The sequence below is a fragment of the Pseudomonas sp. P1.8 genome (genome assembly GCF_001269805.1).
GTDB lineage: Bacteria > Pseudomonadota > Gammaproteobacteria > Pseudomonadales > Pseudomonadaceae > Aquipseudomonas.
On the sequence record NZ_LHVM01000007.1, the window covers coordinates 500,685 to 527,216 of the forward strand.

28 protein-coding genes and 1 tRNA gene are annotated in these 26,532 nt (G+C 58.6%); 18 read left to right on the forward strand and 11 right to left on the reverse strand.

The features are described 5' to 3' along the window. The first annotated feature begins 206 nt into the window (after positions 1-206). Positions 207-449 (forward strand): hypothetical protein, encoded by a 243-nt coding sequence (locus tag AD668_RS28590; protein ID WP_082344424.1) that lies wholly within the window; start codon positions 207-209, stop codon positions 447-449. A 167-nt stretch (positions 450-616) separates the two neighbouring features. Further along, on the forward strand, positions 617-1,066 hold the full coding sequence (locus AD668_RS06115; protein ID WP_053155722.1) for a hypothetical protein: 450 nt from the start codon (positions 617-619) through the stop codon (positions 1,064-1,066). A gap of 62 nt (positions 1,067-1,128) precedes the next feature. Here AD668_RS06115 and AD668_RS06120 read toward each other — a convergent pair whose 3' ends face one another. Beyond that, complete coding sequence (locus AD668_RS06120; RefSeq protein ID WP_053155724.1) at positions 1,129-2,241, reverse strand: enoyl-CoA hydratase/isomerase family protein; 1,113 nt, start codon at positions 2,239-2,241, stop codon at positions 1,129-1,131. 132 nt (positions 2,242-2,373) lie between these two features. On the opposite strand from AD668_RS06120, the gene ung reads away from it, so the two are divergent. Beyond that, the gene (ung, locus tag AD668_RS06125) at positions 2,374-3,066 is read left to right on the forward strand and encodes a uracil-DNA glycosylase (RefSeq protein ID WP_053155726.1); all 693 of its coding nucleotides are present in this window, start codon (positions 2,374-2,376) and stop codon (positions 3,064-3,066) included. A 107-nt stretch (positions 3,067-3,173) separates the two neighbouring features. On the opposite strand, the gene AD668_RS06130 is transcribed toward ung, so the two are convergent. From AD668_RS06130 to AD668_RS06145, 4 genes are read right to left on the reverse strand one after another with little or no spacing between them, the layout of a single operon-like run. Continuing rightward, positions 3,174-4,208, reverse strand: a complete 1,035-nt coding sequence (locus tag AD668_RS06130) for an AbrB family transcriptional regulator (protein ID WP_053155728.1) — start codon at positions 4,206-4,208, stop codon at positions 3,174-3,176. After that, entirely contained in the window at positions 4,201-5,715 is a 1,515-nt protein-coding gene (locus AD668_RS06135) for a tripartite tricarboxylate transporter permease (protein WP_053155730.1), read from the reverse strand. Before AD668_RS06135 ends, AD668_RS06130 begins: the two co-directional genes overlap by 8 nt. A 1-nt stretch (position 5,716) precedes the next feature. Next, positions 5,717-6,175, reverse strand: a complete 459-nt coding sequence (locus AD668_RS06140) for a tripartite tricarboxylate transporter TctB family protein (protein ID WP_053155732.1) — start codon at positions 6,173-6,175, stop codon at positions 5,717-5,719. 58 nt (positions 6,176-6,233) lie between these two features. Next, a complete protein-coding gene (locus AD668_RS06145) occupies positions 6,234-7,211 on the reverse strand; it encodes a tripartite tricarboxylate transporter substrate binding protein (protein ID WP_053155734.1) in 978 nt (325 codons plus the stop codon). A gap of 441 nt (positions 7,212-7,652) precedes the next feature. On the opposite strand from AD668_RS06145, the gene AD668_RS06155 reads away from it, so the two are divergent. Together AD668_RS06155 and AD668_RS06160 are read left to right on the forward strand one after the other, a co-directional pair. Further along, complete coding sequence (locus AD668_RS06155; RefSeq protein ID WP_053155738.1) at positions 7,653-8,324, forward strand: response regulator; 672 nt, start codon at positions 7,653-7,655, stop codon at positions 8,322-8,324. Beyond that, positions 8,317-9,705, forward strand: coding sequence for a sensor histidine kinase (locus tag AD668_RS06160; RefSeq protein WP_053155740.1), 1,389 nt, complete (start codon positions 8,317-8,319; stop codon positions 9,703-9,705). Before AD668_RS06155 ends, AD668_RS06160 begins: the two co-directional genes overlap by 8 nt. Before the next feature lie 50 nt (positions 9,706-9,755). Here AD668_RS06160 and AD668_RS06165 read toward each other — a convergent pair whose 3' ends face one another. Then, positions 9,756-10,577, reverse strand: a complete 822-nt coding sequence (locus AD668_RS06165; RefSeq protein ID WP_053155742.1) for an HDOD domain-containing protein — start codon at positions 10,575-10,577, stop codon at positions 9,756-9,758. A gap of 34 nt (positions 10,578-10,611) precedes the next feature. Further along, positions 10,612-11,553 (reverse strand): folate-binding protein YgfZ, encoded by a 942-nt coding sequence (locus AD668_RS06170; RefSeq protein ID WP_053155744.1) that lies wholly within the window; start codon positions 11,551-11,553, stop codon positions 10,612-10,614. 149 nt (positions 11,554-11,702) lie between these two features. On the opposite strand from AD668_RS06170, the gene AD668_RS06175 reads away from it, so the two are divergent. Both AD668_RS06175 and AD668_RS28595 read left to right on the forward strand, forming a co-directional pair. Next, the gene (locus tag AD668_RS06175) at positions 11,703-11,957 is read left to right on the forward strand and encodes a succinate dehydrogenase assembly factor 2 (protein ID WP_053155746.1); all 255 of its coding nucleotides are present in this window, start codon (positions 11,703-11,705) and stop codon (positions 11,955-11,957) included. Continuing rightward, positions 11,941-12,393 (forward strand): protein YgfX, encoded by a 453-nt coding sequence (locus tag AD668_RS28595; RefSeq protein ID WP_082344425.1) that lies wholly within the window; start codon positions 11,941-11,943, stop codon positions 12,391-12,393. Before AD668_RS06175 ends, AD668_RS28595 begins: the two co-directional genes overlap by 17 nt. Here AD668_RS28595 and nadB read toward each other — a convergent pair. Next, positions 12,362-13,978, reverse strand: a complete 1,617-nt coding sequence (gene nadB / locus AD668_RS06180; protein ID WP_053155747.1) for an L-aspartate oxidase — start codon at positions 13,976-13,978, stop codon at positions 12,362-12,364. The two genes, AD668_RS28595 and nadB, sit on opposite strands and share 32 nt — an antisense overlap. Positions 13,979-14,530: 552 nt before the next feature. Here nadB and rpoE point away from each other — a divergent pair. The 4 genes from rpoE (at position 14,531) to AD668_RS06200 (ending at position 18,305) form a co-directional block, all read left to right on the forward strand. Then, positions 14,531-15,112 carry an RNA polymerase sigma factor RpoE gene (gene rpoE / locus AD668_RS06185; RefSeq protein ID WP_003172477.1) on the forward strand — a complete coding sequence of 194 codons (582 nt, stop codon included), beginning with the start codon at positions 14,531-14,533 and terminating at the stop codon, positions 15,110-15,112. A 31-nt stretch (positions 15,113-15,143) separates the two neighbouring features. Then, a complete protein-coding gene (locus AD668_RS06190; RefSeq protein WP_053155749.1) occupies positions 15,144-15,731 on the forward strand; it encodes a sigma-E factor negative regulatory protein in 588 nt (195 codons plus the stop codon). A gap of 8 nt (positions 15,732-15,739) precedes the next feature. After that, positions 15,740-16,699: a MucB/RseB C-terminal domain-containing protein gene (locus tag AD668_RS06195; RefSeq protein ID WP_053155751.1), complete on the forward strand. Its 960-nt coding sequence runs from the start codon at positions 15,740-15,742 to the stop codon at positions 16,697-16,699. Positions 16,700-16,877: 178 nt separating this feature from the next. Continuing rightward, complete coding sequence (locus AD668_RS06200; RefSeq protein WP_053155753.1) at positions 16,878-18,305, forward strand: DegQ family serine endoprotease; 1,428 nt, start codon at positions 16,878-16,880, stop codon at positions 18,303-18,305. A 62-nt stretch (positions 18,306-18,367) separates the two neighbouring features. Here AD668_RS06200 and AD668_RS06205 read toward each other — a convergent pair whose 3' ends face one another. Further along, positions 18,368-19,801, reverse strand: coding sequence for a M48 family metalloprotease (locus AD668_RS06205; RefSeq protein WP_053155755.1), 1,434 nt, complete (start codon positions 19,799-19,801; stop codon positions 18,368-18,370). 99 nt (positions 19,802-19,900) lie between these two features. Here AD668_RS06205 and AD668_RS06210 point away from each other — a divergent pair, with 99 nt between their 5' ends. Beyond that, on the forward strand, positions 19,901-20,140 hold the full coding sequence (locus tag AD668_RS06210) for a sulfurtransferase TusA family protein (RefSeq protein ID WP_053155757.1): 240 nt from the start codon (positions 19,901-19,903) through the stop codon (positions 20,138-20,140). Positions 20,141-20,172: 32 nt separating this feature from the next. Then, the gene (locus AD668_RS06215; protein WP_053155758.1) at positions 20,173-21,243 is read left to right on the forward strand and encodes an AI-2E family transporter; all 1,071 of its coding nucleotides are present in this window, start codon (positions 20,173-20,175) and stop codon (positions 21,241-21,243) included. Between the two features lie 87 nt (positions 21,244-21,330). Here the strand turns inward: AD668_RS06215 and AD668_RS06220 are convergent, their stop codons facing one another. Together AD668_RS06220 and AD668_RS06225 are read right to left on the reverse strand one after the other, a co-directional pair. After that, entirely contained in the window at positions 21,331-21,804 is a 474-nt protein-coding gene (locus tag AD668_RS06220) for a peroxiredoxin (RefSeq protein ID WP_053155759.1), read from the reverse strand. 10 nt (positions 21,805-21,814) lie between these two features. Next, positions 21,815-22,375: a glycine cleavage system protein R gene (locus AD668_RS06225; RefSeq protein WP_053155761.1), complete on the reverse strand. Its 561-nt coding sequence runs from the start codon at positions 22,373-22,375 to the stop codon at positions 21,815-21,817. Between the two features lie 326 nt (positions 22,376-22,701). Between AD668_RS06225 and dapA the strand changes: the two genes are divergently transcribed. From dapA to AD668_RS06255, 5 genes are all read left to right on the forward strand, one after another. Further along, entirely contained in the window at positions 22,702-23,580 is an 879-nt protein-coding gene (dapA, locus tag AD668_RS06235) for a 4-hydroxy-tetrahydrodipicolinate synthase (RefSeq protein WP_053155762.1), read from the forward strand. 17 nt (positions 23,581-23,597) lie between these two features. Beyond that, entirely contained in the window at positions 23,598-24,713 is a 1,116-nt protein-coding gene (bamC, locus tag AD668_RS06240) for an outer membrane protein assembly factor BamC (protein ID WP_053155764.1), read from the forward strand. Between the two features lie 4 nt (positions 24,714-24,717). Then, entirely contained in the window at positions 24,718-25,476 is a 759-nt protein-coding gene (locus AD668_RS06245; protein ID WP_053155766.1) for an MBL fold metallo-hydrolase, read from the forward strand. Between the two features lie 28 nt (positions 25,477-25,504). Beyond that, the gene (purC, locus tag AD668_RS06250) at positions 25,505-26,218 is read left to right on the forward strand and encodes a phosphoribosylaminoimidazolesuccinocarboxamide synthase (RefSeq protein WP_007944067.1); all 714 of its coding nucleotides are present in this window, start codon (positions 25,505-25,507) and stop codon (positions 26,216-26,218) included. Positions 26,219-26,301: 83 nt separating this feature from the next. Further along, positions 26,302-26,391: transfer RNA gene (locus AD668_RS06255), tRNA-Ser, on the forward strand. The last annotated feature ends 141 nt before the right edge of the window (positions 26,392-26,532 follow it).

Below are 26,532 nucleotides of genomic sequence, written 5' to 3' on the forward strand. Positions count from 1 at the left end.
CGAGGCGTCTGGCACGGGGATCAAAGGACGGGGTGGTGGGCGCGATCATGGGTTGCTGCATTGTGATGGTGCGTCCTTGCACCGAGATGCAGCGCGCTGCGCCATTGATCCGAAGGTCAGCACCACCAGGCACTTGAAAGGGGGAACGTCAGTCAAAACAGGTGTCAACCGGCCTGGGCCGGTTGTGGGTCTTTCAGGAGGCCGTCATGTTTCGTCGACTGTTGCTCAGTGCTGTTCTCGGTCTTGGGTTATCCGGTTGCTACTATTACGCCGGCTCCTACGACGTCTACTCCGCTCCGTATTACTACCCTGGTTATTCGCCCTATTCCTACTATTACAGCCCACGCTATTACTACGGCGGCCCGCGCTTTTATGGTGGATATCGATACTATTATCGGGGTGGTCACGCGCCCAGGTATCACGGCGGTGGATATCACCATGGCCACTGATCAATGCGTGAAGGGATGAAAAACCTTTCATCGGGCAGATGTTTCAACTTGTTGCGTGAACGCACCAGATTCGGAAAACGGTGTCTGATCTATCGACAGTCACCGAATCTTTGATTGTCGCCTGCCAGCGTCGCTGGTGTGGCTCACTCGCGGTCCAGGAGGCCGCTATGTATCGCCGAATTCTTCTGATTGCAGTGTTGGGATTATCCCTTGGTGGGTGCGTGCCTTATTACGATGAAGGAGGCAGTTACTACAGTTCCGAAGTCTATACCTCGCCGTCACCGGCCTATTACGCCGGGGGCAGTTCCTACTATTCCAATGGCGGCGGTTACTACACGCCACCGCCCCGGTACTACGCGCCGCCAGCGCGCTACTACCAACCGACGCCGCGTTATTACTATCAACCGCGTGTCTATCAACCGTCTCCACGCTATTACCAGTCGGCCCCGCGGTACCATCAACCATCGCGCAATGACTACCGGGCGCATCAGAGCCAGGGATGGGACGGCCGCAGTCGCGGTGGCTGGGACAATAACAAAGGCCACGACGGACGACGTGGCGGTCGAGGCGACCATAACGGTCGTGGCAATCACGACGGTCGTGGCAGTCACCGCTGATCGTTACAACAGTGCATTTTCCAATGTGGGAGCGAGATTGCTCCCCCATTTTTTTGCAGACTTCAGTAATTCAACAAATCCGCCAGCGGATGCCGACCTTCCCATACCTTGTGAAAATGCGCCTCCACCACCGCGTCCGGCACGTTGTTGATGTCGGGCCAATGCCAGCGGGGCTTCTGATCCTTGTCGATCAACCGCGCGCGCACGCCTTCGCTGAATTCCGGGTGGCGGCAGCAGTTGAGGCTCATGGTGTATTCCATCTCAAAGACCTGGGCCAGCGACAGGTGTTTGGCGCGAATGATCTGTTCCCACACCAGATGCGCAGTCAAGGGCGAGCCTTCGCTCATGGTCCTGGCGGCGCGACTCATCATCGGGTCGCTGTTGTCGCGCAGGGCGCTGATGGCTTTCCAGGCGCAGCGCACATCACTGACATCCAGCAGCTCGTCGATTTGCTGGCGACGCGGCAGCCACTGGGCCTGGGGCATCTGTGCCACGGCTTCCTGCTGCAAGGCCTTGAGCAAGCTGTTGAGCTGCATCGGTGTTTGTTCCTGCCAGTTCAATTGCAACAGGCCTTCGATCAATTGCGCTTGCTGCTCATCGAGCAGAAAACGATCTGCCAGATCCAGGTCGATGGCATCGCGGCCATTCATGTGCGCGCCGGTCAGGCCCAGAAACAAGCCGAGCTTGCCCGGTAGCCGCGACAGAAACCAACTGGCACCCACATCCGGATACAGGCCGATGCTGATCTCGGGCATCGCCAAGCGACTGCTCGGCGTGACGATACGCAGGCTTGCACCTTGCAACAGGCCCATGCCACCGCCGAGCACATAGCCATGGCCCCAGCAGATCAACGGTTTCGGGTAGGTATGCAGGTTGAAGTCCAGACGATATTCCGCGGCGAAGAATTGCGCGGCCAGCGGTGGCACTTCGCCCGGGTGGGCGCGACAGGCCTCCACCAGGCTGCGCACTTCACCACCGGCACAAAAGGCCTTGGCACCATTGCCGCGTAACAGGACGCAGACGATTTGCGGATCCTTGGCCCATGCGTCCATTCGGTCGCGTAAAGCGTTGATCATCGGCAGAGACAGGGCGTTGAGGGATTTTTCGGCATCCAGGCTAGCGATGCCGATACGGGCGCCGTCGGTGCCGGTGAGCTCTTCGAAGTGCAGATTCATCGTGACCTCGATCGGGAATTTGAGGGTTAAGTATGATCGCTGTGTAAGAAAGTGCCGGATCTGCATCAGATCATTTGACAAGCGTGGTGCGCTTTCCTAGGGTTCGCCCCATTGTTTTTGCCGGATGTAACCATGACTGCTGACGACCGTATCAAACTCGAACCGAGCTGGAAGGAGGCGCTGCGTGCCGAATTCGACCAGCCCTACATGACAGAGTTGCGAAATTTTCTGCAGCAGGAGCGAGCGGCCGGCAAAGAGATCTATCCGCCAGGGCCGATGATCTTCAATGCGCTCAACTCCACGCCGCTGGACAAGGTCAAGGTCGTCATCCTCGGTCAGGATCCCTACCACGGTCCGGGTCAGGCCCATGGCTTGTGCTTCTCGGTGCAACCGGGCGTGCCGGCGCCGCCGTCGCTGGTGAACATCTACAAAGAGTTGAAGCGCGACCTGAACATCGACATCCCCAACCATGGCTACCTGCAAAGTTGGGCGGATCAGGGCGTACTGATGATCAACACCACCATGACCGTCGAGCGGGCCAATGCCAACGCGCACAAGGACAAGGGCTGGCAGTTTTTCACCGACCGGATCATTGAAGTGGTCAGCCAGCAGCAGCCGCACCTGGTGTTCATGCTGTGGGGTGCCCATGCGCAGAGCAAGCAGAAGCTGATCGATGCGACCAAGCATCTGGTGCTGACGTCGGTGCACCCGTCACCGCTGTCGGCTTATCGCGGCTTTCTCGGTTGCGGGCACTTCAGCCGCACCAACAAATTTCTCGAGCAGAATGGCGAGACGCCGATCGAGTGGCGCTTGCCGCCGGTTTGAAAAGCATCGTCGGAGCGGCGCCCGCAGAAGGCTGGCTCCCACATTGGTTTTGCGGTGTTTACAAACCTGTGGGAGCCAGCCTGCTGGCGATGAATTCAACACTGTCTTTACTCTGGATTGCGGTTCCAATACTTGAACAACGGCTCTGCCAGAAACAACACAAACAACAGCCGCATCACCTGCATCGCCGTCACCAGCGGCACCGACAATTGCAGGGTCTGCGCCGTCAGGCTCATTTCGGCAATCCCGCCGGGCATCATGCCCAAGGTCAACGAACGCAGATCAAGATGGGTCAGCGCACTCAAGCCCATTGCCGCCACCGTGGCGATCAGCATGGTCAGTACCGTGCCAATCAATGTCCGCCCCATGAACGAAGGCGCACGCCGGAAAAACTGGCGGTTGAAGTGACAGCCCAGCCCGCTGCCGATCAACCATTGGCCGATCTGGCTGCCGCCGTCAGGCAAGCCAATGTGCAAGTCCCAACCGATACTCACTGCCGCACTCACTAGCAAGGGGCCGAACAGCCACGGGTTGGGTTGACGCAGACGCTCCCATATCCAGGCAGCCAGTGCCCCTGCGGGAAACAAAACCGCCAGCCAGCGCCAGTCGATGCTGCCAGCGTGTGAAATCGACGCGCCGTCGCCCAGCAGATATTTGAACGCCGCGGGAACACACAGCACCACCACCAACACGCGCAGACTCTGGCCAGCCGCTACCCGACTGAGCACCGCGCCGTTACGTGCGCCGAGGTTGACCATCTCGCCGGAACCACCGGGCATGCTGGAAAAGAACGCAGTGGCGCGATCTTCGCCAGTGCGCCGCATCAGCCATACGCCGACCACCGCCGACAGGCTGGTGACCAGCGCACCGAAGAAAATCAAGCCGAAATGACTGAGGACCTGCTCCATCACCACAGGAGTGAAGTGCAAGCCGATACCGATTCCGACGATCCACTGGCCGCACTTGCGCCCACCAGGGATTTCGGCCAATTGCCAGGGTGTCAGGCAGCGCACGAGGATGATGGCCAGCAACGAGCCGACCATCCACGGCAAAGGCCAGCCGACCTGGCTGGCGAGGTAACCGCCGAGCAGGCCGACCAGCGGGGTTCCCCACCAGGCTTTGAAAGGTGTTCGATCAGACATCGGCAATAACGCGCCGCGCAACTGAACGTTTACGCCAGATGCGCACAATCGGCACCAGCAACATGACCGCGATCAACCCCCAGACGCCGACGGTGATGCCGCTCGACCAGAGAATGTCCAGCGAACCGTTGGAAATCGACAGCGCTCGACGCAGGTTCTGCTCCATCAACCCCCCGAGGATGAAACCCAGCAGCACCGGCGATAACGGGAAGTCCAGCTTGCGCAGGATGTAGCCGAAGATGCCGATGCCGATCATCAGGAACAGGTCGAAGGTGGTGGCATGCACCGCGTACACACCGATGGCAGTGATGATCGCGATCATCGGCACCAACGCCCAGTTAGGTACGGCGAGGATTTTGGTAAAGATACGGATCATCGGGATGTTCAGGATCACCAGCATGATGTTGGCGATGAACAACGATGCGATCAGGCCCCAGACGATGTCCGGCTGCTGTTGAAACAGCAGCGGGCCGGGTGTGATGTTGTAGAGCGACAGCGCGCCGATCATCACTGCCGTGGTGCCAGAGCCTGGAACGCCAAGGGTCAACATCGGAACCAGTGCACCGCAAGCCTCTGCACCAATGGCGGTTTCGGGGGCGGCCAGGCCGCGTTTGTCGCCTTGTCCGAATTTTCCGCTTGGGCCAGCGATGCGTTTCTCGGTCATGTAGGCCACGGCGCTGGCCAACGTTGCGCCAGCACCTGGCAGCACACCCATGATGAACCCGAGCACACCGCAACGCATGTTCACCCAGAACACCGAAGCCGCTTCCTTGAAGTTGAACAACATTCGGCCGGTGGCCTGGAACGCTTCCTGACCACGGTGGGTTTTTTCCAGCAGCAGGAGGATTTCGCTGATGGAGAACAAGCCCAGCACCAGCACCACGAACTGGATACCGTCGGTGAGGTGGATGTTGTCCCCGGTGAACCGGTACACACCGCTGTTGGCATCAATGCCGACGGTCGACAGGAACAGCCCGATCAGTGCCGCGATAAACGTCTTGAGTGGCCGGTCACCCGCCATACCGCCCAGACAGACAATCGCAAATACCATCAGTACGAAGTATTCCGCGGGACCAAAGGCAATCGCCCACTTCGCCAGCATCGGCGCGAACACCACCATCCCGCAGGTCGCAATGAAGGCACCGATGAACGAACTCCACGCCGACAGCGACAACGCGACTCCGGCCAGACCCTGGCGGGCCATCGGGTAGCCGTCGAGGGTGGTCATCACGGTGGACGCTTCGCCCGGGATGTTCAGCAGAATCGAACTGATCCGGCCGCCATATTCGCAACCCAGGTAAACCGCGGCCAAAAGGATCAAAGCCGACTCCGGTGGCAGACCCAACGCGAAGGCGATCGGGATCAGCAATGCCACGCCGTTGATCGGACCCAGGCCGGGGAGCAGGCCGACGACCGTACCAATCAGTGTGCCGCTGAGTGCAGTCACGAGGTTGTAAGGGGTCAGTGCGACGCCGAAACCGTGACTCAAATATCCAAGCGTATCCATATCAGTTCTCCAGATCGTCGAGCAGGCCCAGAGGCAGTGGCACGTCCATGACTTTGTCGAACAGCAGGTACAGGCCGATACTCATCAGGCTGATGATCACCGCGCCCGGCAGCCAGCGCCCGCCGTACAGGCGAGCCAGCGGAATGCCAACCAGCATGCTGCTGAGGATGAAGCCCAACGGTTCGAACAGCCCGGCGAAGACCAGCAGCAACAGCACGCAAACACCAATCTTGGTCAGGGTCTCGCGATCCATCGGCGGATCTTCATCGGTGTGTTTGATCGGCGAGGGGCGATACACCATGTAAACCAGGGCCAGGCCCATCAGTCCCAGCATCAATAGGGGGAACGCGCGCGGGCCGATCGGCTCGTAGGAAAAAGGTGCCTGGTAGGGCAGGGCCATCAGCATCAGGCTGATGCAGGCCAGCAACAGCACTGAAGCAAAAATGCGTTGTAAGAGCATGGGGAACTCCTGTGCTGCGGCTCCGCCGAACGGAGCCGCAGCCGCTAGACAGAGGCGATCACTGGATCAGGCCGAACTCTTTGGCCAGCACTTTGTAGTCCGCGACTTGCTTCTTCACATAGGTGTCCAGTTCCGGGCCGGTCATGGCGAACGGGAACAGTTCACGCTGATCGCGCAGCTTGGCGAACTCGGGTGATGCCAGCAGCTTGTCGAACGAGTCTTTCCACCAGGCGTAGTCTTCATCGCTGACTTTAGGCCCGACGTAGAAGCCGCGAACCACCGGCCAGACGATGTCATAGCCTTGCTCGCGGGCGGTCGGAATGTCCTTCATTTCCGGCTCGTCCAGACGCTTGTCGGAGAACACCGCCAGCAGGCGCATGTCGCCGCTCTGGATGTGCGGCATGGAGTCGGAGATGTCGGTGCTGCCGACCTGAATGTGCCCGCCGAGCAGGGCGGTGGCGATTTCGCCACCGCCTTCGAGGGCGACGTAACGCAGGTCACGCGGGTTGATACCGGCGGCCTTGGCGATCAGCGCGGTTTGCATCCAGTCCTGGCTACCAACGGTGCCACCAGAACCGATCACCACTTTGCTCGGATCTTTCTTCAGCGCCTGTACCAGATCGTCTAGGGTCTTGTAGGGCGAATCGCTTTTCACCGCGATGGCACCGTAGCTGGTGCCAACGGCAGCGAGCCAGCGTACGTTGGTTTCATCGAAGCGACCGAACTTGCCTTGCGCCAGGTTCAACAGCGAACCGCTGGACCACGCCACCAAAGTACCGGCATCCGCAGGCCGCTGCGCGACCACCGCGTTATACGCCACCGCGCCGACACCACCGGGCATGTAGGTCACGCGCATGGGTTTGGTCAGCAGCTTTTCGTTGATCAGCGCGCTTTGCGCCAGTTTGCAGGTCAGGTCGAAGCCACCGCCAGGTGACGCCGGGGCGATGCATTCCGGGCGTTTTGGCTCGGCCATGAGTTGGCCGGCAAACAGCATGCAGCTGGCGGCGAGGGCGAAACGGCGCAGTGATCGATTCATTGTTGTCTCCACAGGAGTTTTTGTTTTTCGGGATGATTCAGGTGCGTCGATTTCGCACAGTGCTGGTGTGTTCAAGTCCACAAGGACTGAACGACGAACAGCCGGCTTCGGCGCTGGCGATTACGAGAGTTGGAATTGGATCGAAAGGATGGGGCGGGTAAGCCTGGAGCTGTCTGGACAGCATGCTGCAGTACCTCGGTTATTGTTCTTATTGGCGAAAACGCTTCAAGGCGTTTTTCGAGAGCTACATTTCACAACAGGTTACGAACGACGGAGAGGATGTCGGCAATCGGAACATCCCGTAACCAGACTCTAACGGCCCAACCTTTCGCTAACCTTTCAGCGGGCCTTCGCGTTTTTTCGGGCTTCACAGCGACGGATGCCGCTGTAAACTCCGCGCCAAAGAATGGCGTCGGCCGTCCCTGAATGAGGTAAATATCCATGCGTGTTCTGCTCGTCGAAGATCATCTGCAGCTCGCCGAAAGTGTCGCCCAGGCGCTCAAAAGCACCGGGCTGACCGTGGATGTGTTGCACGATGGCGTGGCTGCCGATCTGGCGCTGAGCAGCGAGGAATACGCCATGGCAATCCTTGATGTCGGGCTGCCGCGCATGGATGGATTCGAAGTGCTGGCGCGCCTGCGGGCGCGGGGCAAGAACCTGCCGGTGTTGATGCTGACCGCCCGCAGCGACGTCAAGGATCGGGTCCATGGCCTGAACCTCGGCGCCGACGATTACCTGGCCAAGCCGTTCGAACTGACCGAACTCGAAGCGCGGGTCAAAGCCTTGCTGCGCCGCAGTGTGCTGGGCGGTGAGCGCATTCAGCGCTGCGGTGTGCTGGCTTATGACCTGGAAACCCGGCGTTTTACCCTCGGTGAAGAATTACTGACCCTGACTTCCCGCGAGCAGGCCGTATTAGAAGCCCTGATCGCACGTCCCGGTCGGGTGATGAGCAAGGAACAACTGGCTTCCCAGGTATTCGGCCTCGACGAAGAGGCCAGCCCCGATGCGATCGAAATCTACGTGCACCGCTTGCGCAAGAAGCTCGATGGCCAGCCGGTCGCCATCGTGACCTTCCGCGGCCTCGGCTACTTGCTGGAAAGCCGCGATGCATAAGCCCAGCAGCCTGCGCTGGCGGTTGCTGTGGAACCTCGCGCTGTTGCTGGTGGTATTGATGCTCGCCAGTGGGCTGAGCGCTTACTGGAATGGTCGCGAAGCTGCCGACACTGCGTATGACCGGACTTTGCTGGCCTCGGCGCGGACCATCGCTGCCGGCCTGTCCGAACGCGACGGTAGCCTCAGTCTCGATGTGCCTTACGTGGCCCTCGATACCTTTGCCTACGACAGCGCCGGGCGGATTTTCTACTTGGTCAATGACATCAACCAGAAGCTGATCTCCGGTTACGAAAATCTTCCAGCCCCGCCCCCGGGAACGCTGCGTACCGATAACTATCCCGCCCTGGCGCGTTTTTACAATGCGACGTATCAGGGGCAGAACGTGCGTGTGGTCAGCCTGCTCAAGGCGGTCAGCGAGCCGAACATGAATGGCATGGCGGAGATCCGCGTGGCGGAAACCGATGAAGCGCGGGTCAGTATGGCCCGCAGTCTGGCGGCCGATACCTTGTTGCGCCTGGGCATGCTGGCGATCGGTGCATTGATGCTGGTCTGGTTTGCGGTCAGCGCCGCATTACGCCCGTTGGAGCGCTTGCGCACGGCGGTGGAGGAGCGACAACCCGATGATCTGCGGCCGCTGCCGCTGGTCGAAGTGCAGCGCGAATTGTGGCCGCTGGTGCGAGCGCTCAATCACTTTACCGAGCGTCTGCGCGAACAATTCGAGCGGCAAGCGCAATTCATTGCCGATGCGGCCCACGAGCTGCGAACCCCGCTGGCGGCATTAAAGGCGCGACTGGAACTGGGCATGCGTTCGGCTGAGCCCGATACCTGGCGCAGTACGCTGGAAACTGCCGCCCAAGGCACGGATCGCCTGACCCATCTGGCCAATCAATTGCTTTCTTTGGCGCGAGTCGAAAACGGCGCACGAGCGATCGCCGAGGGGGGCGCGCAGTTGCTGGATCTGAGTCAGTTGGCGCGAGAGCTGGGCATGGCCATGGCCCCGCTGGCCCACAAGCGCGGTGTCGCTCTGGCGCTGGAAGCGGACGAGCCGGTGTGGTTGCGAGGCGAGCCAACACTGCTCAATGAGCTGCTGAGCAATCTGGTTGATAACGCCCTGGCCCATACACCAGCGGGTGGCAATGTGATTTTGCGCGTCACCGCGCCGGCGGTGCTGGAGGTCGAGGATGACGGCCCGGGCATTCCCATTGACGAACGTGGCCGCGTGTTCGAACGTTTTTATCGGCGCAACCAGCAAGTCGCCGGATCAGGTTTGGGCCTGGCGATCGTCGGTGAAATCTGCCGCGCACATCTGGCGCAAATCAGCTTGCACGATGGTGAGCACGCCGGGTTGAAGGTGCGGGTGAGTTTCATGTCCGGGGAGTAACACGGCAACACCACACCTGTGGCGACGGGCAAGCCCTCTCGCCACATTGCTCAGTAGAACATCGAGCGGGTTTCTTCCAGATCGGCGCACATGACCCTGTCGTCAAAGTCGATGCCGAGCGTCCTGAATACCGGCACGTCGCAGACATCGACACGGGCGAACGGGTGGTCGGTGTCCTTTTGGCAATACAGGCTCGCGATCTGCACCAGGTCCGCGTAGTCGACTTGCGCTGACTGACGCCTGAAGTCCAGGTAAAGCCGCGGCACCTGTACGAGCTTGTCCGGGAAATCCCAGACTTTGAGCAATTTTTCCCCGATCAGCGGATGAATCTGGTCAATCACATGATTGAGGCTGACCGGGTCGGACAGCAATTCATAGTGATCTTCGGCGTAGGTCAGAATCGGCAGCACACCGATCTGGTGCACCAGTCCACCCAGAGCGGCCTGATCAGGTTTGAGCCGGGTATAGCGGCGGCACAGCGCATAGCTGACCCCGGCGATCTCCAGGCTTTTGCGCCAGACATCACGCATCTTCTGTTCCACTACATCGGAGCGGGCATGGAAAATCTGCTCCATCACCAGGCCGATGGCCAGGTTACAGCTGTAGTTGATGCCCAGGCGCGTGATTGCCGTGTGAAGATCGGTCACTTCCTGAGTGGCGCGCAGAAGCGGGCTGTTGACCACTTTGATCAGGCGCGCCGACAGCGCGGTATCGCGACTGATCACTTTGCTCAGGGTACTGACGCTGACTTCCGGGTTTTCAGCGGCCTTGTGAATCTGCAGGGCCACCTCCGGCAACGTTGGCAGAACCAGGTCATCGTTATCGATGGCCTCAACCAAATCCTGTTGGACCTTTTCCGCCAGCTCGCTCATTTAGTTTCTCTAGGTGTTGCACAAAGTGCTGCCGTTATCGCTGGATTTCGCGATCGCGGTCCAGTTCGTACGGCAGGTCGAGCAGTTTTAAAGCGGGGCCTTCAAGTGCGCCCAGGTGGATATCCCCATTTTCTGCTGCTTCGGCTTGCAACACCGCCAGGAGTTCAATGTTTTGCCCGGTGTGTGCGGCGAGCACCACTTCGCCGATAGAGCTGCCGTGGGTTGGGGAAAACAGTTGAACGCCTGGATCCGGCAGTTCGTCGGCGATGAGCTGCAGGCGATACAAGCGGCGCTTGAGTTTGCCCAGATACTGCATCCGCGCGACGATTTCCTGGCCGGTATAGCACCCTTTCTTGAAACTCACGCCACCAATGGCCTGCAGGTTGAGCATCTGCGGAATGAACAGCTCGCGGGTAGCTGGCATGACCTGGCCAATCCCGGCGCGGATCTGGCCCAGCAACCATTGGTTCAGATCGCCTTCACTCAATGCTGCGGACAATTTGCTCTTGATCGCATCAGCCTGATCGGCGGCCACCCACAGCTCGGCCCGCTCTGGCGAAACGCGGAGGGCGATCAAGCCATTGCTGCGAACAACACTGTCGGTTTCTGTCGGCAGCTCCAGACCGAAATCGGCCAGTGTCGCGTCGCCGTGCGCAATGCCGAAACGGACCCAGGCGGCACTTTCATCGGTCAGCCTGGACTTGGAGAACACCGCATATTTTTTCAGGTCCGCCAACTGCGGTTCAAGTAACTCGGTGGCCATGGCCATCAGTACGCCGTCGCCTTCAAGCAGGATGCGAAAACTCGATTGCATCCGGCCTTTTTGCGTACAGCGCGCGCCAAGGCTGGCCCGGGCGTCGCTCAGATAATTGAGATTGCAGGTCAGTTGGCCTTGCAGGAATTTGCTGGCGTCCGCGCCGCGAACCGCGAGAACACCTTCGTGAGACAGGGTGCAGAAAAAAGCAGAGTCGGCCATGGGTCATCGCAGGGTAAAAAGTCTGGTAGACATCATAAGGGGGCGCCTTCGAAATGGGTAGTTAACAAAGGCTTGTCGATGCCCGACCAAAGCCGACTGTGCGGCGAGGTCCGGGCCTGTATACTTGCCGCCTATTTGAGGAGCGCTCCATGGTCGAAGATGTTGAACTGAACCGCCTCTTTTGGCATAGCCGCCGCGGCATGCTTGAACTTGACGTGTTGCTGGTACCGTTCACGAAAGAGGTTTACGCAACGCTCAATGAGGTGGATCGTGCGTTGTACGTCCGCCTGCTGACGTGTGAAGATCAGGATATGTTCGGCTGGTTCATGGAGCGTGCCGAATCGGAAGATCCAGAGCTTCAGCGCATGGTTCGCATGATCCTGGATCGTGTCCAGCCCAAGTAAAACGTACGAATGCCGCTGGCATGCCTCACGGCAGTTGCTGGCGGCATACCTGTTGGCCCAGCTGTTCGCGCTGGGTTCGCTGTTTCTACTCTCTATCCCACTCAGGGCCAGTGTGCTCGGGGTTGTGCTGTGCGTGGTTCACGGTATTTGGTCGTTGCCCCGGCAGATCCTGTTGACACATCCGCAGGCATTCTGCGGCTTGCGCCGCGAGGCTGATGGCTGGCAATTATGGCGTCGGGCTGGGGGATGGCAGCCGGTTCAACTGCGTCCGGACAGTCTGGCATTGCCGTTGATCGTGGTGTTGCGATTTCGGTTAAATGGCGAGCGTCGGGTCAGGTCCATTTGCGTGCCCCGGGATTCGCAAGCGACGGATGTGCACCGGCGCCTGCGAGTCCGGCTCAAGTTCAGCCGGCGAAGGTGGGAGGTACCAGAATAGTGTCCAGCGCGACCGGCAACAGGTTCGGATAGTCGAGGGTGTAATGCAGGCCTCGGCTTTCCTTGCGCTCCATGGCTGACAGAATCATCAACTCGGCAACCTGGGCCAGGTTGCGCAATTCGATCAAATCCCGGCTGACCTTATAGTTGCTGTAGAACTCGTCGATTTCATCGAGCAATAGTTGCACCCGGTGCTGAGCCCGTTGAAGGCGCTTATTGGTGCGCACGATGCCGACGTAGTCCCACATGAATCGGCGCAGTTCATCCCAGTTGTGCGCAATGATCACGTCTTCGTCGGAGTCGGTGACCTGGCTCGCGTCCCACGCGGGGAGGCAGTCTGGCATGGTTACACGGGGCAATTGTTCAATAATGTCCATTGCCGCCGAACGTGCGTAGACAAAGCATTCCAGCAACGAGTTGCTGGCCATGCGATTGGCCCCGTGCAGGCCAGTGAAGCTGGTTTCGCCAATGGCATACAGGCCCGGCACGTCGGTGCGGCCCTGTTGATCAACCATCACGCCTCCGCAGGTGTAGTGCGCTGCAGGCACGACCGGGATGGGTTGTTTGGTGATATCGATCGAAAACTCCAGGCAGCGTTCATACACTGTCGGGAAGTGTGTCTTGATGAACGCTTCGGGTTTATGGCTGATGTCCAGATAGACACAATCGACTCCCAGGCGCTTCATCTCATGGTCGATGGCGCGGGCAACGATATCCCGTGGCGCCAGTTCGGCCCTGGGATCGAAGCGCTGCATGAAGCGTTCACCGTTAGGCAGCTTCAAGTGCGCACCTTCCCCGCGCAAGGCTTCGGTGATCAGGAAGCTCTTGGCCTGCGGGTGATAAAGGCAGGTCGGGTGGAACTGGTTAAACTCCAGGTTCGCCACCCGGCAACCCGAGCGCCAGGCCATGGCAATGCCGTCACCGCAGGCACCGTCGGGGTTACTGGTATAGAGGTAGACCTTGGCTGCGCCGCCGGAGGCGAGAATGACAAAGCGTGCGCCATAGGTGTCGACTTGTCCGGTGCCGCGATTGAGCACATAGGCCCCGAGGCAGCGATCGCCTTCCAGGCCCAGACGCTTTTCGGTGATCAGATCGACCGCGACCCGCTGCTCCAGCAGTTCAATGTTCGGTCGTTTTCCGGCTTGATCGAGCAAGGTCCTGAAAATCGCCGCCCCCGTGGCATCCGCAGCGTGAATGATACGTCGATGACTGTGTCCGCCTTCGCGAGTCAGATGAAACTCGAATGCGCCATCGTCTGTACTGGAGTGCTCATCGCGGGTGAAAGGCACACCTTGGTCGATCAGCCACTGGATGGCTTCCCTGCTGTGCTCGACAGTGAAGCGTACGGCATCTTCGTGGCACAGACCGCCGCCAGCGTTGAGCGTATCGTCGACGTGGGACTCCACGGTATCGGTATCATCCAGAACGGCAGCAACACCACCCTGTGCCCAGAAGGTCGAGCCATTGGCGAGGTTGCCTTTGCTCAATACCGCGATGCGCAAATGACCGGGCAAGGTTAGCGCAAGGCTCAAGCCGGCAGCGCCGCTGCCAATTACCAGAACATCGTGTTGAAACTGTTGGCTCATTTCAGGATTCCGCTCAAAGCGACCCGGGTCGGGGTTGGCGCACCTGGACTGGCGAGTCGAGGCAGCCGCACAGCCCACTAGTATATAGAGGGGGGGAGCGGCACAATACCCGAGCGGGCATGGCATTGTGAAACTACTGTGACGGAAAATATCGGACGCTTCGTCGGATGGTTTTTCTGCCATTTGGGCGACACGAGGACTGTATCGTCGATTTAACAGTATTTTTCCCTGCAGGGTTGCACAATGTCGGGGTGATGCCGCATAAATATTTGGAACTTTTGCCAAAGGGCCAAGATCAATAGACCGTTGCCTGAATCAAGGGACAGTGTCGGTTTCGGTGCGGGATCGGGGTTTGATCCTTGCCGGTGAATCCGATAACAAGATTATTCGCGCAGCCGGGTCAACTCGCGCTGCGCTTTTCGTGCGTGCCAAATCAGAGCCCGCAGGAAACTTGCCTGGAGGGGGAGAACTTTTGCGAAAAGCCCGAGTCTATGTTTGCAAGTCTGGTGGTTTAGTTCTGCAAGCCTCCTCCGAGCTTATCGAGGAGTGTTCATGCTAACCCAGGAAGAGGATCAGCAACTGGTCGAACGCGTTCAGCGCGGCGACAAGCGCGCTTTCGATCTGCTAGTGCTGAAATACCAGCACAAAATTCTCGGGTTGATCGTGCGTTTTGTGCACGACACCCATGAAGCCCAGGATGTGGCACAGGAAGCCTTTATCAAGGCGTACCGTGCACTTGGAAATTTTCGCGGAGACAGTGCGTTTTATACGTGGCTTTACCGCATCGCCATCAACACGGCGAAAAACTATCTGGTTTCACGCGGCCGTCGGCCGCCGGATAGCGATGTCAGTTCTGAAGATGCAGAGTTCTACGATGGCGATCATGGCCTCAAGGATCTCGAGTCGCCAGAGCGGGCGTTGCTGCGGGATGAGATCGAAGGCACCGTCCATCGAACCATTCAGCAACTGCCGGAAGATTTGCGTACGGCCTTAACTTTACGTGAGTTTGATGGTCTGAGTTACGAGGACATTGCGAGCGTCATGCAATGTCCGGTGGGCACCGTGCGCTCCCGGATCTTCCGCGCCCGGGAGGCCATCGATAAAGCCCTGCAGCCGTTGTTGCAGGAAAACTAAAGACAGCGGCGACAGCCAAGAGAGGAACGCCATGAGTCGTGAAGCCCTGCAGGAATCGCTGTCCGCAGTGATGGATAACGAAGCGGACGAATTGGAATTGCGTCGGGTATTGAATGCCTGTGACGATGTTGAAACCCGTGAAACCTGGGCTCGTTACCAGATCGCTCGGGCAGTGATGCACAAGGATCTCTTGCTTCCACGCCTGGACATCGCTGCGGCCGTTTCAGCTGCACTGGCGGACGAAGCGGTGCCGGCAAAAGCCACCCGTGGACCATGGCGCAGCCTGGGTCGTCTGGCGGTCGCTGCTTCGGTGACGCTTGCAGTGCTGGCGGGTGTTCGCCTGTATAATCAGGACGAGATCGCCGGTGTCGAACTTGCGCAGCAATCGAACCAGCCAGGCTTGACCGTTCCTCAAGTAAAAGGCCCAGCTGTTCTGGCCGGCTACAATGAAAGTTCGGAAGCCACCGGTCCTATGGCCAATGGCGTTCTGCAAGGTCAGCCAGGCTGGCACGATCAGCGTCTGCCAGGGTACTTGCGTCAACACGCACAACAGGCTGCATTGAAAGGTACGGAGAGCGCGCTGCCTTACGCTCGTGCTGCAAGCCTGGAAAACCGTTAAGGAGGATCATGCGCGCCATACCTCTACTTACGCTTCTGCTCGGTGGCTGGTTCATTGTTCCAGCCCACGCCGATGAGGCCCAGGACTGGTTGAACCGTCTTGGCCAGGCCGAGCAACAGCAAAGCTTTAAGGGTACTTTCGTCTACGAGCGTAACGGTAGTTTTTCTACCCACAACATCTGGCATCGCGTCCAGGATGGCAAGGTCCGTGAGCGGTTGCTACAGCTCGACGGGTCTGCTCAGGAAGTCGTACGCATTGATGGGCATACTCAATGCGTTAGTGGCACACTGATATCGGGGCTTGGAGATTCACCCAGTTCTGGCGCTCGTGCACTCGATCCCCAAAAGCTCAAGAATTGGTATGACCTTGCGGTGATCGGCAAGTCGCGTGTTGCCGGGCGATCCGCAGTGATCGTTTCGCTGACGCCACGCGACCAGCATCGATACGGTTTTGAACTGCATCTGGACAAAGAAACCGGCCTTCCACTCAAATCCTTGTTGCTTAACGACAAGGGTCAATTGTTGGAGCGTTTCCAGTTCACGCAACTGGATACCGCGCAGATTCCATCCGACAGCGCGTTGCAACCCGGCGCCGATTGCAAGCCCGTCAATCTTGAAAATGACAAGGCTTCCGCGGTCAAGGCTGCACAGGTTTGGCATTCCGACTGGCTGCCCCCAGGTTTCGAGTTGACCAGCAGCTCCGCGCGCAAAGATCCAGACACAAAAACTCAGGTCAACAGTCTGATGTACGACGATGGTCTGGCACGCTTCTCGGTGTTCCTCGAATCGCTCAATGGTGCACCCGTCACCGATATTCGCACTCAGTTAGGCCCCACCGTTGCCGTGTCTCGACGCTTGACTACCCCGCAGGGCGATATGATGGTGACCGTGGTTGGCGAGATACCGGTCGGCACCGCTGAACGGATTGCGCTTTCAATGCGCACCGATGCCGCTGCAACCAAGCAGTGAGCTGAAATCGAAATGTTTGGTGAGCATTTCAATTTGCATAAATCCCTAAAATTTCTTATAGGTCACAGCCCCTCGGCTCTGGCCTTGTTTGTTGTTCCCGGAACAAAAATACCGGCGTATTGTTCCCGGTGTTCCTTGCTCCATATCGCTTAACCCTGCTCGTCGTAACGGGAGCCGTATGTCGATACCACGTTTGAAGTCTTACCTTTCCATCTTTGCCACTGTGTTGTTGCTGGGGCAGGCAGTCACCGCTCAAGCGGTCGAATTGCCTGACTTTACGCAGCTGGTCGAACAAGCCTCGCCTGCGGTTGTGAACATCAGTACCACGCAGAAACTGCCGGATCGCAAGGTGAACCAGCAGATGCCTGATCTCGAAGGCTTGCCGCCGATGCTTCGCGAGTTCTTCGAGCGCGGCATGCCGCAGCAACCACGCTCGCCACGCGGTGATCGTCAGCGTGAGGCTCAGTCCCTGGGTTCGGGGTTCATCATTTCACCTGACGGCTACATCCTGACCAATAACCATGTGATCGCCGACGCCGACGAAATTCTCGTGCGCCTCGCTGATCGCAGTGAAATGAAGGCCAAGCTGATTGGCACGGATCCGCGTTCCGACGTGGCGCTGCTGAAAATCGAAGGCAAGGATCTCCCCGTTCTGAAGCTCGGCAAATCCCAGGATCTGAAAGCGGGTCAATGGGTTGTGGCGATTGGCTCGCCATTCGGTTTTGACCATACGGTCACCCAGGGTATCGTCAGTGCCGTGGGGCGCAGCCTGCCGAACGAAAACTACGTGCCGTTCATTCAGACTGACGTGCCGATCAACCCGGGCAACTCCGGTGGTCCGCTGTTCAACCTGAACGGTGAAGTGGTGGGCATCAACTCGCAGATCTATACCCGCTCCGGTGGTTTCATGGGGGTGTCGTTCGCGATCCCTATCGATGTGGCCATGGATGTTTCCAATCAGTTGAAATCCGGCGGCAAGGTCAGCCGTGGCTGGTTGGGTGTGGTGATTCAGGAAGTGAGCAAGGATCTGGCCGAATCGTTCGGTCTGGAGAAACCAGCCGGTGCGCTCGTTGCTCAAATTCAGGATGATGGCCCGGCTGCCAAAGGCGGCTTGCAGGTCGGTGACGTGATCCTGAGCATGAATGGCCAGCCGATCGTCATGTCGGCGGATCTGCCGCATTTGGTAGGTGCATTGAAGGAGGGCGCGAAAGCCGATCTGGAAGTGATTCGAGACGGTAAGCGCAAGAATGTCGCGTTGACAGTTGGCGCCATCCCGGATGAGGACAAAGAGCTGGATGCCTTGCCTGGTTCCAGCATTGAGCGCAGCAGCAACCGATTGGGCGTGTCGGTGGCTGAACTGACCGCCGAGCAGAAGAAGACCTACGACCTCAAGGGTGGTGTGGTGATCAAGGAAGTCCAGGACGGTCCTGCTGCCCTGATCGGCTTGCAGCCTGGCGATGTGATTACCCACCTGAACAATCAGGCCATCGGCTCCGCCAAGGAGTTTGCGGACATTGCCAAGGCGTTGCCGAAGAATCGTTCGGTGTCGATGCGGGTGTTGCGTCAAGGTCGTGCCAGCTTCATCACCTTCAAGCTGGCTGAGTAATCCGGTTGTTGGCTGAATAAAAAACCGCCTCGAAAGAGGCGGTTTTTTTATGCCAGAAAGAATCAGCCCATCATGTCCTTGATCATGCGTTCCTGCTCCATCAGCTCGCGTTGGCGTGCATCGATCCTTGACGACAGCGGGAAGTTGGTACCCGCTTTGCGTTTGGCGAAGTCCAGTTGTTGGATTGCCTGGCGATAATCGCCAACCAGTGCGAAGTATTCCGCACGAGCCTGATGCAGCCCGATGATATTGCCAGACAGGCCGCGAGTCTCTGCAACCTGGTACCACACGTCCGGGTCGTCCGGACGCGACTTGAGCAGGCCTTCAAGGGCCTTTTCCGCATCGGCGGTACGGTTCTGCTTGAGCAACAAATCAACGCGCACCTGATTCAGTGGATAGTTGCCGGGATACTGGGTCAGCATCCGGTCAACCCGGGACTGGGCATCTGGTAGGCGATTGTTGGTGATGTCCAGATCGACCTGAGCGAGGTTGTAGATGATCTCGTTCGGCGCCCTGGCCAGCAGCAACTTGAGATTCTCCCGGGCCTCATTCAGTTGGCCGCCCTTGATTTGAGCGATGGCCAAGCCATAACGGGCTACGTCGCTCTTGGGGTTTTCCTCAAGTTGAGCGCGAAAGCGTTTGGCGCCAAGGCCTGGGGTTTCTTCGTAGATCAGTTGGACTCGCGCACGAATCAATTGATAGCGCAGAGTGTCCTCGATGCCGCCTTGAGGGGCCTGCTCGGCGCGGTTGCGGGTGTCGGCGATCCGCGATTCGGTGACCGGGTGAGTCAGCAGAAATTCCGGCGGCTTGGCGTCAAAGCGGTACTGACGCCCCAGACGCTCGAACATGCTGGGCATCGATCGCGGGTCGTAGCCGGCCTTCTCCAGGTTGAGAATGCCGATGCGATCGGCCTCCTGCTCGTTTTGGCGCGAGAACCGTCGTTGTTCCTGAATTGCCGCCGCCTGCGTACCCGCAATGGCCGCGATCCCGGCATCGCCGGCGCCTGCTGCGGCAATCACGATGCCGGCCAGCAGGGCAGCCATCATCGGCACTTGCATACGCTGCTGGGCTTCGACGCCGCGGGCAAAGTGGCGTTGCGACAAGTGAGCCAATTCGTGCGCCAGTACTGAGGCATACTCGCCTTCGGTCTGGGCGTTTAGGAACAAACCGCCGTTGACCCCGACAATCCCACCCGGCGCCGCAAAGGCGTTGAGCTGAGGGCTGTTGATCAGAATGAACTCCAGTCGCCGGTCACTGACCTGGCTGGTTTCCACCAGTCGATAGACGCTGGATTCGACATAGTCCTTGAGTTGCGGATCGTTGAGCTGCGATACCTGGCTGCGCAGCATCGCCAGCCAGGCGCGGCCCAACTGGTATTCCTGTTGCGGCGAGACAATGGCAGAACTGGCGTCGCCGAGTGACGGCAAGTCGTCGGCGAAGCCCGGTGAGGCGAGCAGGCAAGCGAGCGTCAGCAGGGTAGGGCGCAAAAAAGTCATGCACAAAGCCTTAAAAGACAAAGACCTTACTGTAGCCGGACACCAGCGTTGCGACCAGATATTCTAGGCGACCCAAGCACCTGACACCGGAGTGATGCAATGATCGACGCTGTAGAGCATGACGTTGAGCTGGACGCCAGCGGCCTGAATTGCCCTTTGCCTTTGCTCAAGGCCAAGATGGAACTCAATCGGATGGCCAGCGGCGCGGTGCTCAAGGTGATTGCCACCGATGCGGGTTCGCAACGCGACTTTCGCACCTTTGCCCGATTGGCCGGTCATACGCTGCTTCGTGAAGAAGATGAGGCGGGTGTTTACCGCTATTGGTTGAAAAAAGCCTGAAATCTGCGGCGTTTTGTTCTTAAGGAATATTGATGTTCAAAGTGTTTCGCGACTGGATCCAGCGCTATTTCTCCGATGAAGAAGCGGTGGTGTTGGCCGTCCTGCTCTTTCTGGCGTTCACCGCTGTGCTCACGTTGGGCGGTATGCTCGCGCCGGTCCTGGCCGGGATGGTGCTGGCGTATCTGATGCAGGGACTGGTGGTGTCACTTGAGCGCCTGCGTGTTCCCGGAGGCGTGGCGGTGGGGCTGGTTTTTGCTTTGTTCATGGGGTTGTTGCTGGTATTCATCGTGGTGGTCGTACCGTTGCTGTGGCATCAGTTGATCACACTGTTCAATGAGCTTCCGGGCATGCTCGCCAAGTGGCAGTCGCTTTTGTTGCTCTTGCCCGAACGTTACCCACATCTGGTGTCCGACGAGCAGGTGCTGCGGGCCATCGAAGTGGCGCGGGGGGAAATCGGCAAGTTCGGTCAGTGGGCGCTGACCTTTTCACTGTCGAGCCTGCCTCTGCTGGTGAATATCATGATCTATCTGGTGCTGGTGCCGATTCTGGTGTTCTTCTTCCTCAAGGACCGCGCAATGATCGGTGAATGGGTACGCGGATATCTGCCGCGTGAACGGGCATTGATCACTCGGGTCGCACATGACATGAACCGGCAGATCGCCAATTACATTCGCGGCAAGGTCATCGAGATTTTCATTTGCGGCGGTGTTACCTACCTCGCTTTCGTCGTGCTGGAGCTCAACTATGCGGCGCTGCTGGCGTTGCTGGTGGGGATTTCGGTAGTGGTGCCGTATGTCGGCGCTGTTGTAGTGACGGTCCCGGTGTTTTTGATTGCGCTGTTCCAGTGGGGGTGGAGCGATCAATTCATATACTTGATGGCAGTGTACGGAATCATTCAGACGCTGGATGGCAACGTACTGGTTCCGTTATTGTTTTCGGAAGCCGTCAACATGCATCCGGTCGCGATCATCTGTGCGGTCTTGTTGTTTGGCGGGTTGTGGGGCTTCTGGGGGGTGTTCTTTGCGATTCCCCTGGCGACACTGTTCAAAGCCGTACTGGATGCCTGGCCGCGTAAAGAGCCTGTGGTGGCGCCGCTGCTTTAGATTGTAAAAAGATCGCAGCCTGCGGCAGCTCCTACCGGGAAATGCGTAATCCCGTAGGAGCTGTCGCAGGCTGCGATCTTTTAAGAATCAGGCTTTATTCAATGCCTGAGCTGCAGCCAATACAGCATCAACATGCCCGGGCACCTTCACGCCGCGCCATTCCTGACGTAGCACGCCATCCTTGTCGATCAGGAACGTGCTGCGATCCACGCCCATGTATTCCTTGCCATAGAGCTTTTTCAGCTTGATCACATCAAACAGTTGGCAAAGCGCTTCTTCTTTGTCGCTGATCAGCTCGAACGTAAAGGCTTGCTTGGTCTTGAAGTTTTCGTGGGACTTCAGGCTGTCGCGAGATACGCCGAACACTTCGGTGTTAGCCGCTTTGAAAGCGTCCAGTTGATCCCTGAAGCCCTGGCCCTGAGTGGTGCAGCCTGGCGTGCTGTCCTTCGGATAGAAATAGAGCACCACCTGCTTGCCCTTCAGACCCGAGAGGCTGACGGTCTGCCCGCTGGTCGCGGGCGCTTCGAAATCGGCAACCGGTTGGTCGATGGCAACGGCCATGAAAGCTTCCTTACATTGGGTTCTGTGGGCGCCACGGCTCGATCAGGGCATCAAGGTTCAACGCGTCAGCGAAGTCCAGGAATTGATCACGCAGCCAGCTGATCTGCACACCCGCCGGCAGGGTCACGGTAAACGTGGCATTGAGCATGGTGCCGCCGGTTTGCGGTGCCTGATAGGTATCGCAGGTCAGGTTTTCCAGTTCGACGTTGTGGTCGGTGAAGAACTGGCAGAGCTCGTTGATGATGTCCGAGCGGTAGGCCGAGCTGACGTAAGCGACGTACGGCAGGGCTTGCGGGCGGTTTTCCAGGGCGGCGCTGCGCACCACGTTGACGGTGAATGCGTGTCGCTTGGCCAGGATGGGGAGGCTGCCTTCAAGGCGTGCCAGTGCATCCCAACTGCCGGTGATTTCCAGTACGAGTGCACTGCATTCGCCGTGACGGGTCAGCCGGGAGGTGACCACGGCGCAGCGGTTTTCATGGCTGGCGCGGCACAGGACGTTGGTCAGCTCCATGGGGTTGGCGCCGAGGGCACTGATGACAAGGAATTGTTCGCGAACTGTGGGGGTGGACATGCAGCATTCCTAAAGCGATGAGCGGTCGGTACATTCAGGGCTGTATTTTTCGTGAGCAAGCCTGCGGATGCGAATTCAGAAAGCCTCACGCGCTGGTTGCACGTGCTCCAGTATGGCAGGAGCGAGGAGTGGCAACGCTGGAATGGGGCTTGTGATGCCGAAAATGGAGGCTGAAACCCGACGGACGAGCTTGTCAGTACCGATCAAAGTCTGAAGGGTAGCGAAAAGCGGCGCCAAGGGGAATGGCGGCAGCGCAGTACTTCGCTTGTGCAAGCATCTTGGCGCCAGTACCATTACCGCTCTCTTTTTCCGGCAGGAGCGGTTTCATGATTGCGGGCAGTATGGTGGCACTGGTCACACCCATGGATGCACAAGGGCGTCTTGACTGGGACAGCCTCAGCAAACTCGTGGACTTCCACCTTGAAAACGGCACCCATGCCATTGTTGCCGTCGGCACTACCGGCGAATCGGCAACCCTCGATGTAAACGAACATATCGAAGTCATCCGTGCCGTGGTCAAGCAAGTCAACGGCCGTATCCCGGTAATTGCCGGTACCGGCGCCAACTCGACCCGCGAAGCTGTCGAGTTGACCCGTAACGCCAAAGAGGCCGGCGCCGACGCCTGCCTGCTGGTCGTACCGTATTACAACAAGCCGACCCAGGAAGGCCTGTACCTGCATTTCAAGCACATTGCCGAATCCGTCGATATCCCGCAGATCCTCTACAACGTGCCTGGCCGTACCTCCTGCGACATGCAGGCGGAGACCGTGATCCGTCTTTCCACCGTGCCAAACATCATCGGCATCAAGGAAGCGACTGGCGACCTGAAGCGTGCGAAGGCCATCCTTGATGGCGTAAGCAAGGATTTCATCGTGTTGTCCGGTGATGATCCGACCGCGGTTGAGCTGATCCTGCTGGGTGGCAAGGGCAACATTTCCGTTACCGCCAACGTCGCTCCGCGCGAAATGGCAGACCTGTGCGAGGCCGCGCTCAAGGGTGACGCCGAGACTGCACGCGCCATCAACGAAAAACTGATGCCGTTGCACAAGGACCTGTTCATCGAGGCCAACCCGATTCCGGTGAAGTGGGCCTTGGTCGAAATGGGCCTGATGCACGAAGGCATTCGCTTGCCGCTGACCTGGCTGAGCGCACCCTGTCATGAAACGCTTCGCACGGCCCTGCGCCAGTGCAGCGTCCTGGTTTAATTGAGGAAGTACAACGCATGAAGCGAATGGCCGGACTTTCCGCACTTGCCTTGATCATCTCCAGCACGAGTGGCTGTGGATGGGTCTGGGGCCCGGAAGGTTATTTCCGTGACCGTGGTAGCGACTACCTGGAAGCGCAACAGACTGCACCGATGCAATTGCCGCCGGACATCACCTCCGCCAAGCGTCTGGACCCGTTGCTGCCGATCCCGCGCAACGTAGCCGATGACACCGTCAAGGGTGAATACATCGTTCCTCGACCGCAACCGTTGACGGCGGCGGCTAACGCCAGTGCGTATTCCTTGCAGAAGAGCGGTGACTCGCGCTCGATCCTGGCGCAAAACCCGCCGGCCGAAGTCTGGCCCGTGGCCGTTCAGTTCTTCCAGGACAATGGGTACCGCCTGGATGAGCAGCGTCCGCAAACCGGCGAATTCACTACCACCTGGCAACATTCCGATGAACTGTCGGCAGCCATGGCCAAGCGTCTGAGTGCGGCCGGTGTCAGCACCGACAGCGAAACCCGAGTGCGCGTGCGCATCGAGCCGGGCGTGCAACGCAACACCAGTGAAGTCTATGTGGTCAGCGCCGAGCGGCCCGCCGGCAGCACCGCCGACGTCGATTTCACCAACCGTTCGGTCAATACCGGTCTGGACGCGGCCCTGGTCGACGACATGCTCGCGAGCATGAGCCGCATCTCGGAGAAGGGCGGTTCGGTTTCCATGCTGGCTTCGCGAGATTTCGATGCGCCTAGCCGTGTGAGCCTGAGCGAGGACGGCAGCGGTAACCCGGTGCTGAACGTCGGTACCGATCTGGATCGTGCCTGGTCGAGTGTCGGTCGTGCGCTGGAACAGGGTGAATGGCGCGTTGAAGACATCAACCGCAGCCTGGGCCTGTACTACATCAACCTGGCGGAAAAAGCCGAGAAGAAAGACGACAAGCCTGGCTTCTTCAGCAGCTTGTTCGGCAGCGCGCCGAACAAGGAAGAAGTTGAAGCCCGTGCCGAGCGTTATCAGGTTCGCCTGAGCAAGGTCGGCGAGAACATCCAGGTTACCGTCGAGAAAAACATCAACACCGTCGCGCCTGCTGATGTAGCGCGCAAAGTGTTGAGCGTGATTCAGGACAATTTGGGCTGATGACATGCGTTTTGCCGTTCTCGGCAGCGGTAGCCAAGGGAACGGCACGCTGATAGCCAGCGCTGATACGTACGTGCTGGTAGATTGTGGTTTCTCCCTGCGGGAAACCGAAAAACGCTTGCTGCGCCTGGGTGTGAACCCGGCGCAGTTGAGCGCGATACTCGTGACCCACGAACATGCCGACCACGTGCATGGCGTGGGTTTGCTGTCTCGGCGTTACAATCTGCCTGTCTACCTCAGTCGCGGAACCCTGCGCGGGATGCGCAAACCGATTGAGCCTGCGGGCCTTCTGGCAGGCGGCGAGCAGCTGCAAATCGGTGACTTGAGCATTGGTGTCATCGCCGTGGCCCACGATGCGCAAGAGCCGACGCAATACGTGTTCAGTGATGGTGAGCGGCGCTTCGGCCTGTTGACCGACCTGGGGTCCTATTGTGACAAGGTGCTGGAGGGCTATCGGGACCTCGATGCATTGATGATCGAGTCCAATCATTGCCGTGACATGCTGGCTCGGGGTCATTATCCGTACTTTCTCAAGCAGCGGGTTGGCGGTGAGCTGGGACATTTGAATAACCACCAGGCGGCATTCCTGGTGTCCGAGTTGGGCTGGCAAGGCCTGCAACACCTGGTCCTGGCCCATCTGAGCAGCAAGAACAACCTGCCGCAGCTGGCCCGGCAATGTTTTGTCGACACCCTCGGGTGCGACCCGGACTGGCTGCAACTGGCCGATCAAGATTCAGGGCTCGACTGGCGACATATCGCCTAGCCCATCTACTTAGCAAGCGGAGCCCATCATGGAAAAACGTGAAGAACTCTACCGCGGCAAAGCCAAATCGGTTTACAAGACCGATGACGCTAACCGCTTGATCCTGCTGTTTCGCAACGACACCTCGGCGTTCGACGGCAAGCGCATCGAGCAGCTCGACCGCAAAGGCATGGTGAACAACAAGTTCAACGCCTTCATCATGCAGAAACTCGAAGCGGCCGGCGTACCGACCCAATTCGACAAGCTGCTGGGCGACAACGAATGCCTGGTCAAGAAGCTGGACATGATTCCGGTCGAATGCGTCGTGCGTAACTATGCCGCCGGCAGCCTGGTCAAGCGTCTGGGCGTGGAAGAGGGCATGAAGCTCAACCCTTACACCTTCGAACTGTTCCTCAAGGACGACGCCAAGGGCGACCCGTTCATCAACGAATCCCACGTCGTGGCTTTCGGTTGGGGCACGGCTGAGCAATTGGTTCGCATGAAAGAATTGTCGCTCAAGGTCAACGAAGTGCTGAGCAAGCTGTTCGACGACGCTGGCCTGCTGCTGGTCGACTTCAAACTTGAGTTCGGCGTATTCCACGACGGCAGCATCGTCCTGGGTGACGAATTCAGCCCGGACGGCTGCCGCCTGTGGGACAAGGCTACCGGCAAGAAAATGGACAAGGACCGCTTCCGTCAGGGCCTTGGTGACGTCATCGAAGCCTACGAAGAAGTCGCCAATCGTCTGGGCGTACCGCTTTAATCGACGCAAGCATCTGATAGCACAGAAATATTTCGCCAAGGGGGTTCGCTTCCGACGAAAGTGTTGTTATGATGCGCGCCGTTGGAGAGATGCCAGAGTGGCCGAATGGGACGGATTCGAAATCCGTTGTACCTTCACCGGTACCTAGGGTTCGAATCCCTATCTCTCCGCCATTATTTATAGCCTTATCAGTGACTTACGTTTTTTTGAAAGAATCTGATAGGGCTTGCAAGGGAACCGTGATCCCACCACGATCCCACTGAACCCGCATCATGCTTTAGCATGGTGCGGGTTTTTTGTTTGGGCGAATGCCT

Coding starts and splice junctions, on each gene's coding strand:
- AD668_RS28590 (WP_082344424.1), top strand. CDS start 207: ATGTTTCGTCGACTGTTGCTCAGTGCTGTTCTCGGTCTTGGGTTATCC.
- AD668_RS06115 (WP_053155722.1), top strand. CDS start 617: ATGTATCGCCGAATTCTTCTGATTGCAGTGTTGGGATTATCCCTTGGT.
- AD668_RS06120 (WP_053155724.1), bottom strand. CDS start 2,241: ATGAATCTGCACTTCGAAGAGCTCACCGGCACCGACGGCGCCCGTATC.
- ung (WP_053155726.1), top strand. CDS start 2,374: ATGACTGCTGACGACCGTATCAAACTCGAACCGAGCTGGAAGGAGGCG.
- AD668_RS06130 (WP_053155728.1), bottom strand. CDS start 4,208: ATGTCTGATCGAACACCTTTCAAAGCCTGGTGGGGAACCCCGCTGGTC.
- AD668_RS06135 (WP_053155730.1), bottom strand. CDS start 5,715: ATGGATACGCTTGGATATTTGAGTCACGGTTTCGGCGTCGCACTGACC.
- AD668_RS06140 (WP_053155732.1), bottom strand. CDS start 6,175: ATGCTCTTACAACGCATTTTTGCTTCAGTGCTGTTGCTGGCCTGCATC.
- AD668_RS06145 (WP_053155734.1), bottom strand. CDS start 7,211: ATGAATCGATCACTGCGCCGTTTCGCCCTCGCCGCCAGCTGCATGCTG.
- AD668_RS06155 (WP_053155738.1), top strand. CDS start 7,653: ATGCGTGTTCTGCTCGTCGAAGATCATCTGCAGCTCGCCGAAAGTGTC.
- AD668_RS06160 (WP_053155740.1), top strand. CDS start 8,317: ATGCATAAGCCCAGCAGCCTGCGCTGGCGGTTGCTGTGGAACCTCGCG.
- AD668_RS06165 (WP_053155742.1), bottom strand. CDS start 10,577: ATGAGCGAGCTGGCGGAAAAGGTCCAACAGGATTTGGTTGAGGCCATC.
- AD668_RS06170 (WP_053155744.1), bottom strand. CDS start 11,553: ATGGCCGACTCTGCTTTTTTCTGCACCCTGTCTCACGAAGGTGTTCTC.
- AD668_RS06175 (WP_053155746.1), top strand. CDS start 11,703: ATGGTCGAAGATGTTGAACTGAACCGCCTCTTTTGGCATAGCCGCCGC.
- nadB (WP_053155747.1), bottom strand. CDS start 13,978: ATGAGCCAACAGTTTCAACACGATGTTCTGGTAATTGGCAGCGGCGCT.
- rpoE (WP_003172477.1), top strand. CDS start 14,531: ATGCTAACCCAGGAAGAGGATCAGCAACTGGTCGAACGCGTTCAGCGC.
- AD668_RS06190 (WP_053155749.1), top strand. CDS start 15,144: ATGAGTCGTGAAGCCCTGCAGGAATCGCTGTCCGCAGTGATGGATAAC.
- AD668_RS06195 (WP_053155751.1), top strand. CDS start 15,740: ATGCGCGCCATACCTCTACTTACGCTTCTGCTCGGTGGCTGGTTCATT.
- AD668_RS06200 (WP_053155753.1), top strand. CDS start 16,878: ATGTCGATACCACGTTTGAAGTCTTACCTTTCCATCTTTGCCACTGTG.
- AD668_RS06205 (WP_053155755.1), bottom strand. CDS start 19,801: ATGACTTTTTTGCGCCCTACCCTGCTGACGCTCGCTTGCCTGCTCGCC.
- AD668_RS06210 (WP_053155757.1), top strand. CDS start 19,901: ATGATCGACGCTGTAGAGCATGACGTTGAGCTGGACGCCAGCGGCCTG.
- AD668_RS06215 (WP_053155758.1), top strand. CDS start 20,173: ATGTTCAAAGTGTTTCGCGACTGGATCCAGCGCTATTTCTCCGATGAA.
- AD668_RS06220 (WP_053155759.1), bottom strand. CDS start 21,804: ATGGCCGTTGCCATCGACCAACCGGTTGCCGATTTCGAAGCGCCCGCG.
- AD668_RS06225 (WP_053155761.1), bottom strand. CDS start 22,375: ATGTCCACCCCCACAGTTCGCGAACAATTCCTTGTCATCAGTGCCCTC.
- dapA (WP_053155762.1), top strand. CDS start 22,702: ATGATTGCGGGCAGTATGGTGGCACTGGTCACACCCATGGATGCACAA.
- bamC (WP_053155764.1), top strand. CDS start 23,598: ATGAAGCGAATGGCCGGACTTTCCGCACTTGCCTTGATCATCTCCAGC.
- AD668_RS06245 (WP_053155766.1), top strand. CDS start 24,718: ATGCGTTTTGCCGTTCTCGGCAGCGGTAGCCAAGGGAACGGCACGCTG.
- purC (WP_007944067.1), top strand. CDS start 25,505: ATGGAAAAACGTGAAGAACTCTACCGCGGCAAAGCCAAATCGGTTTAC.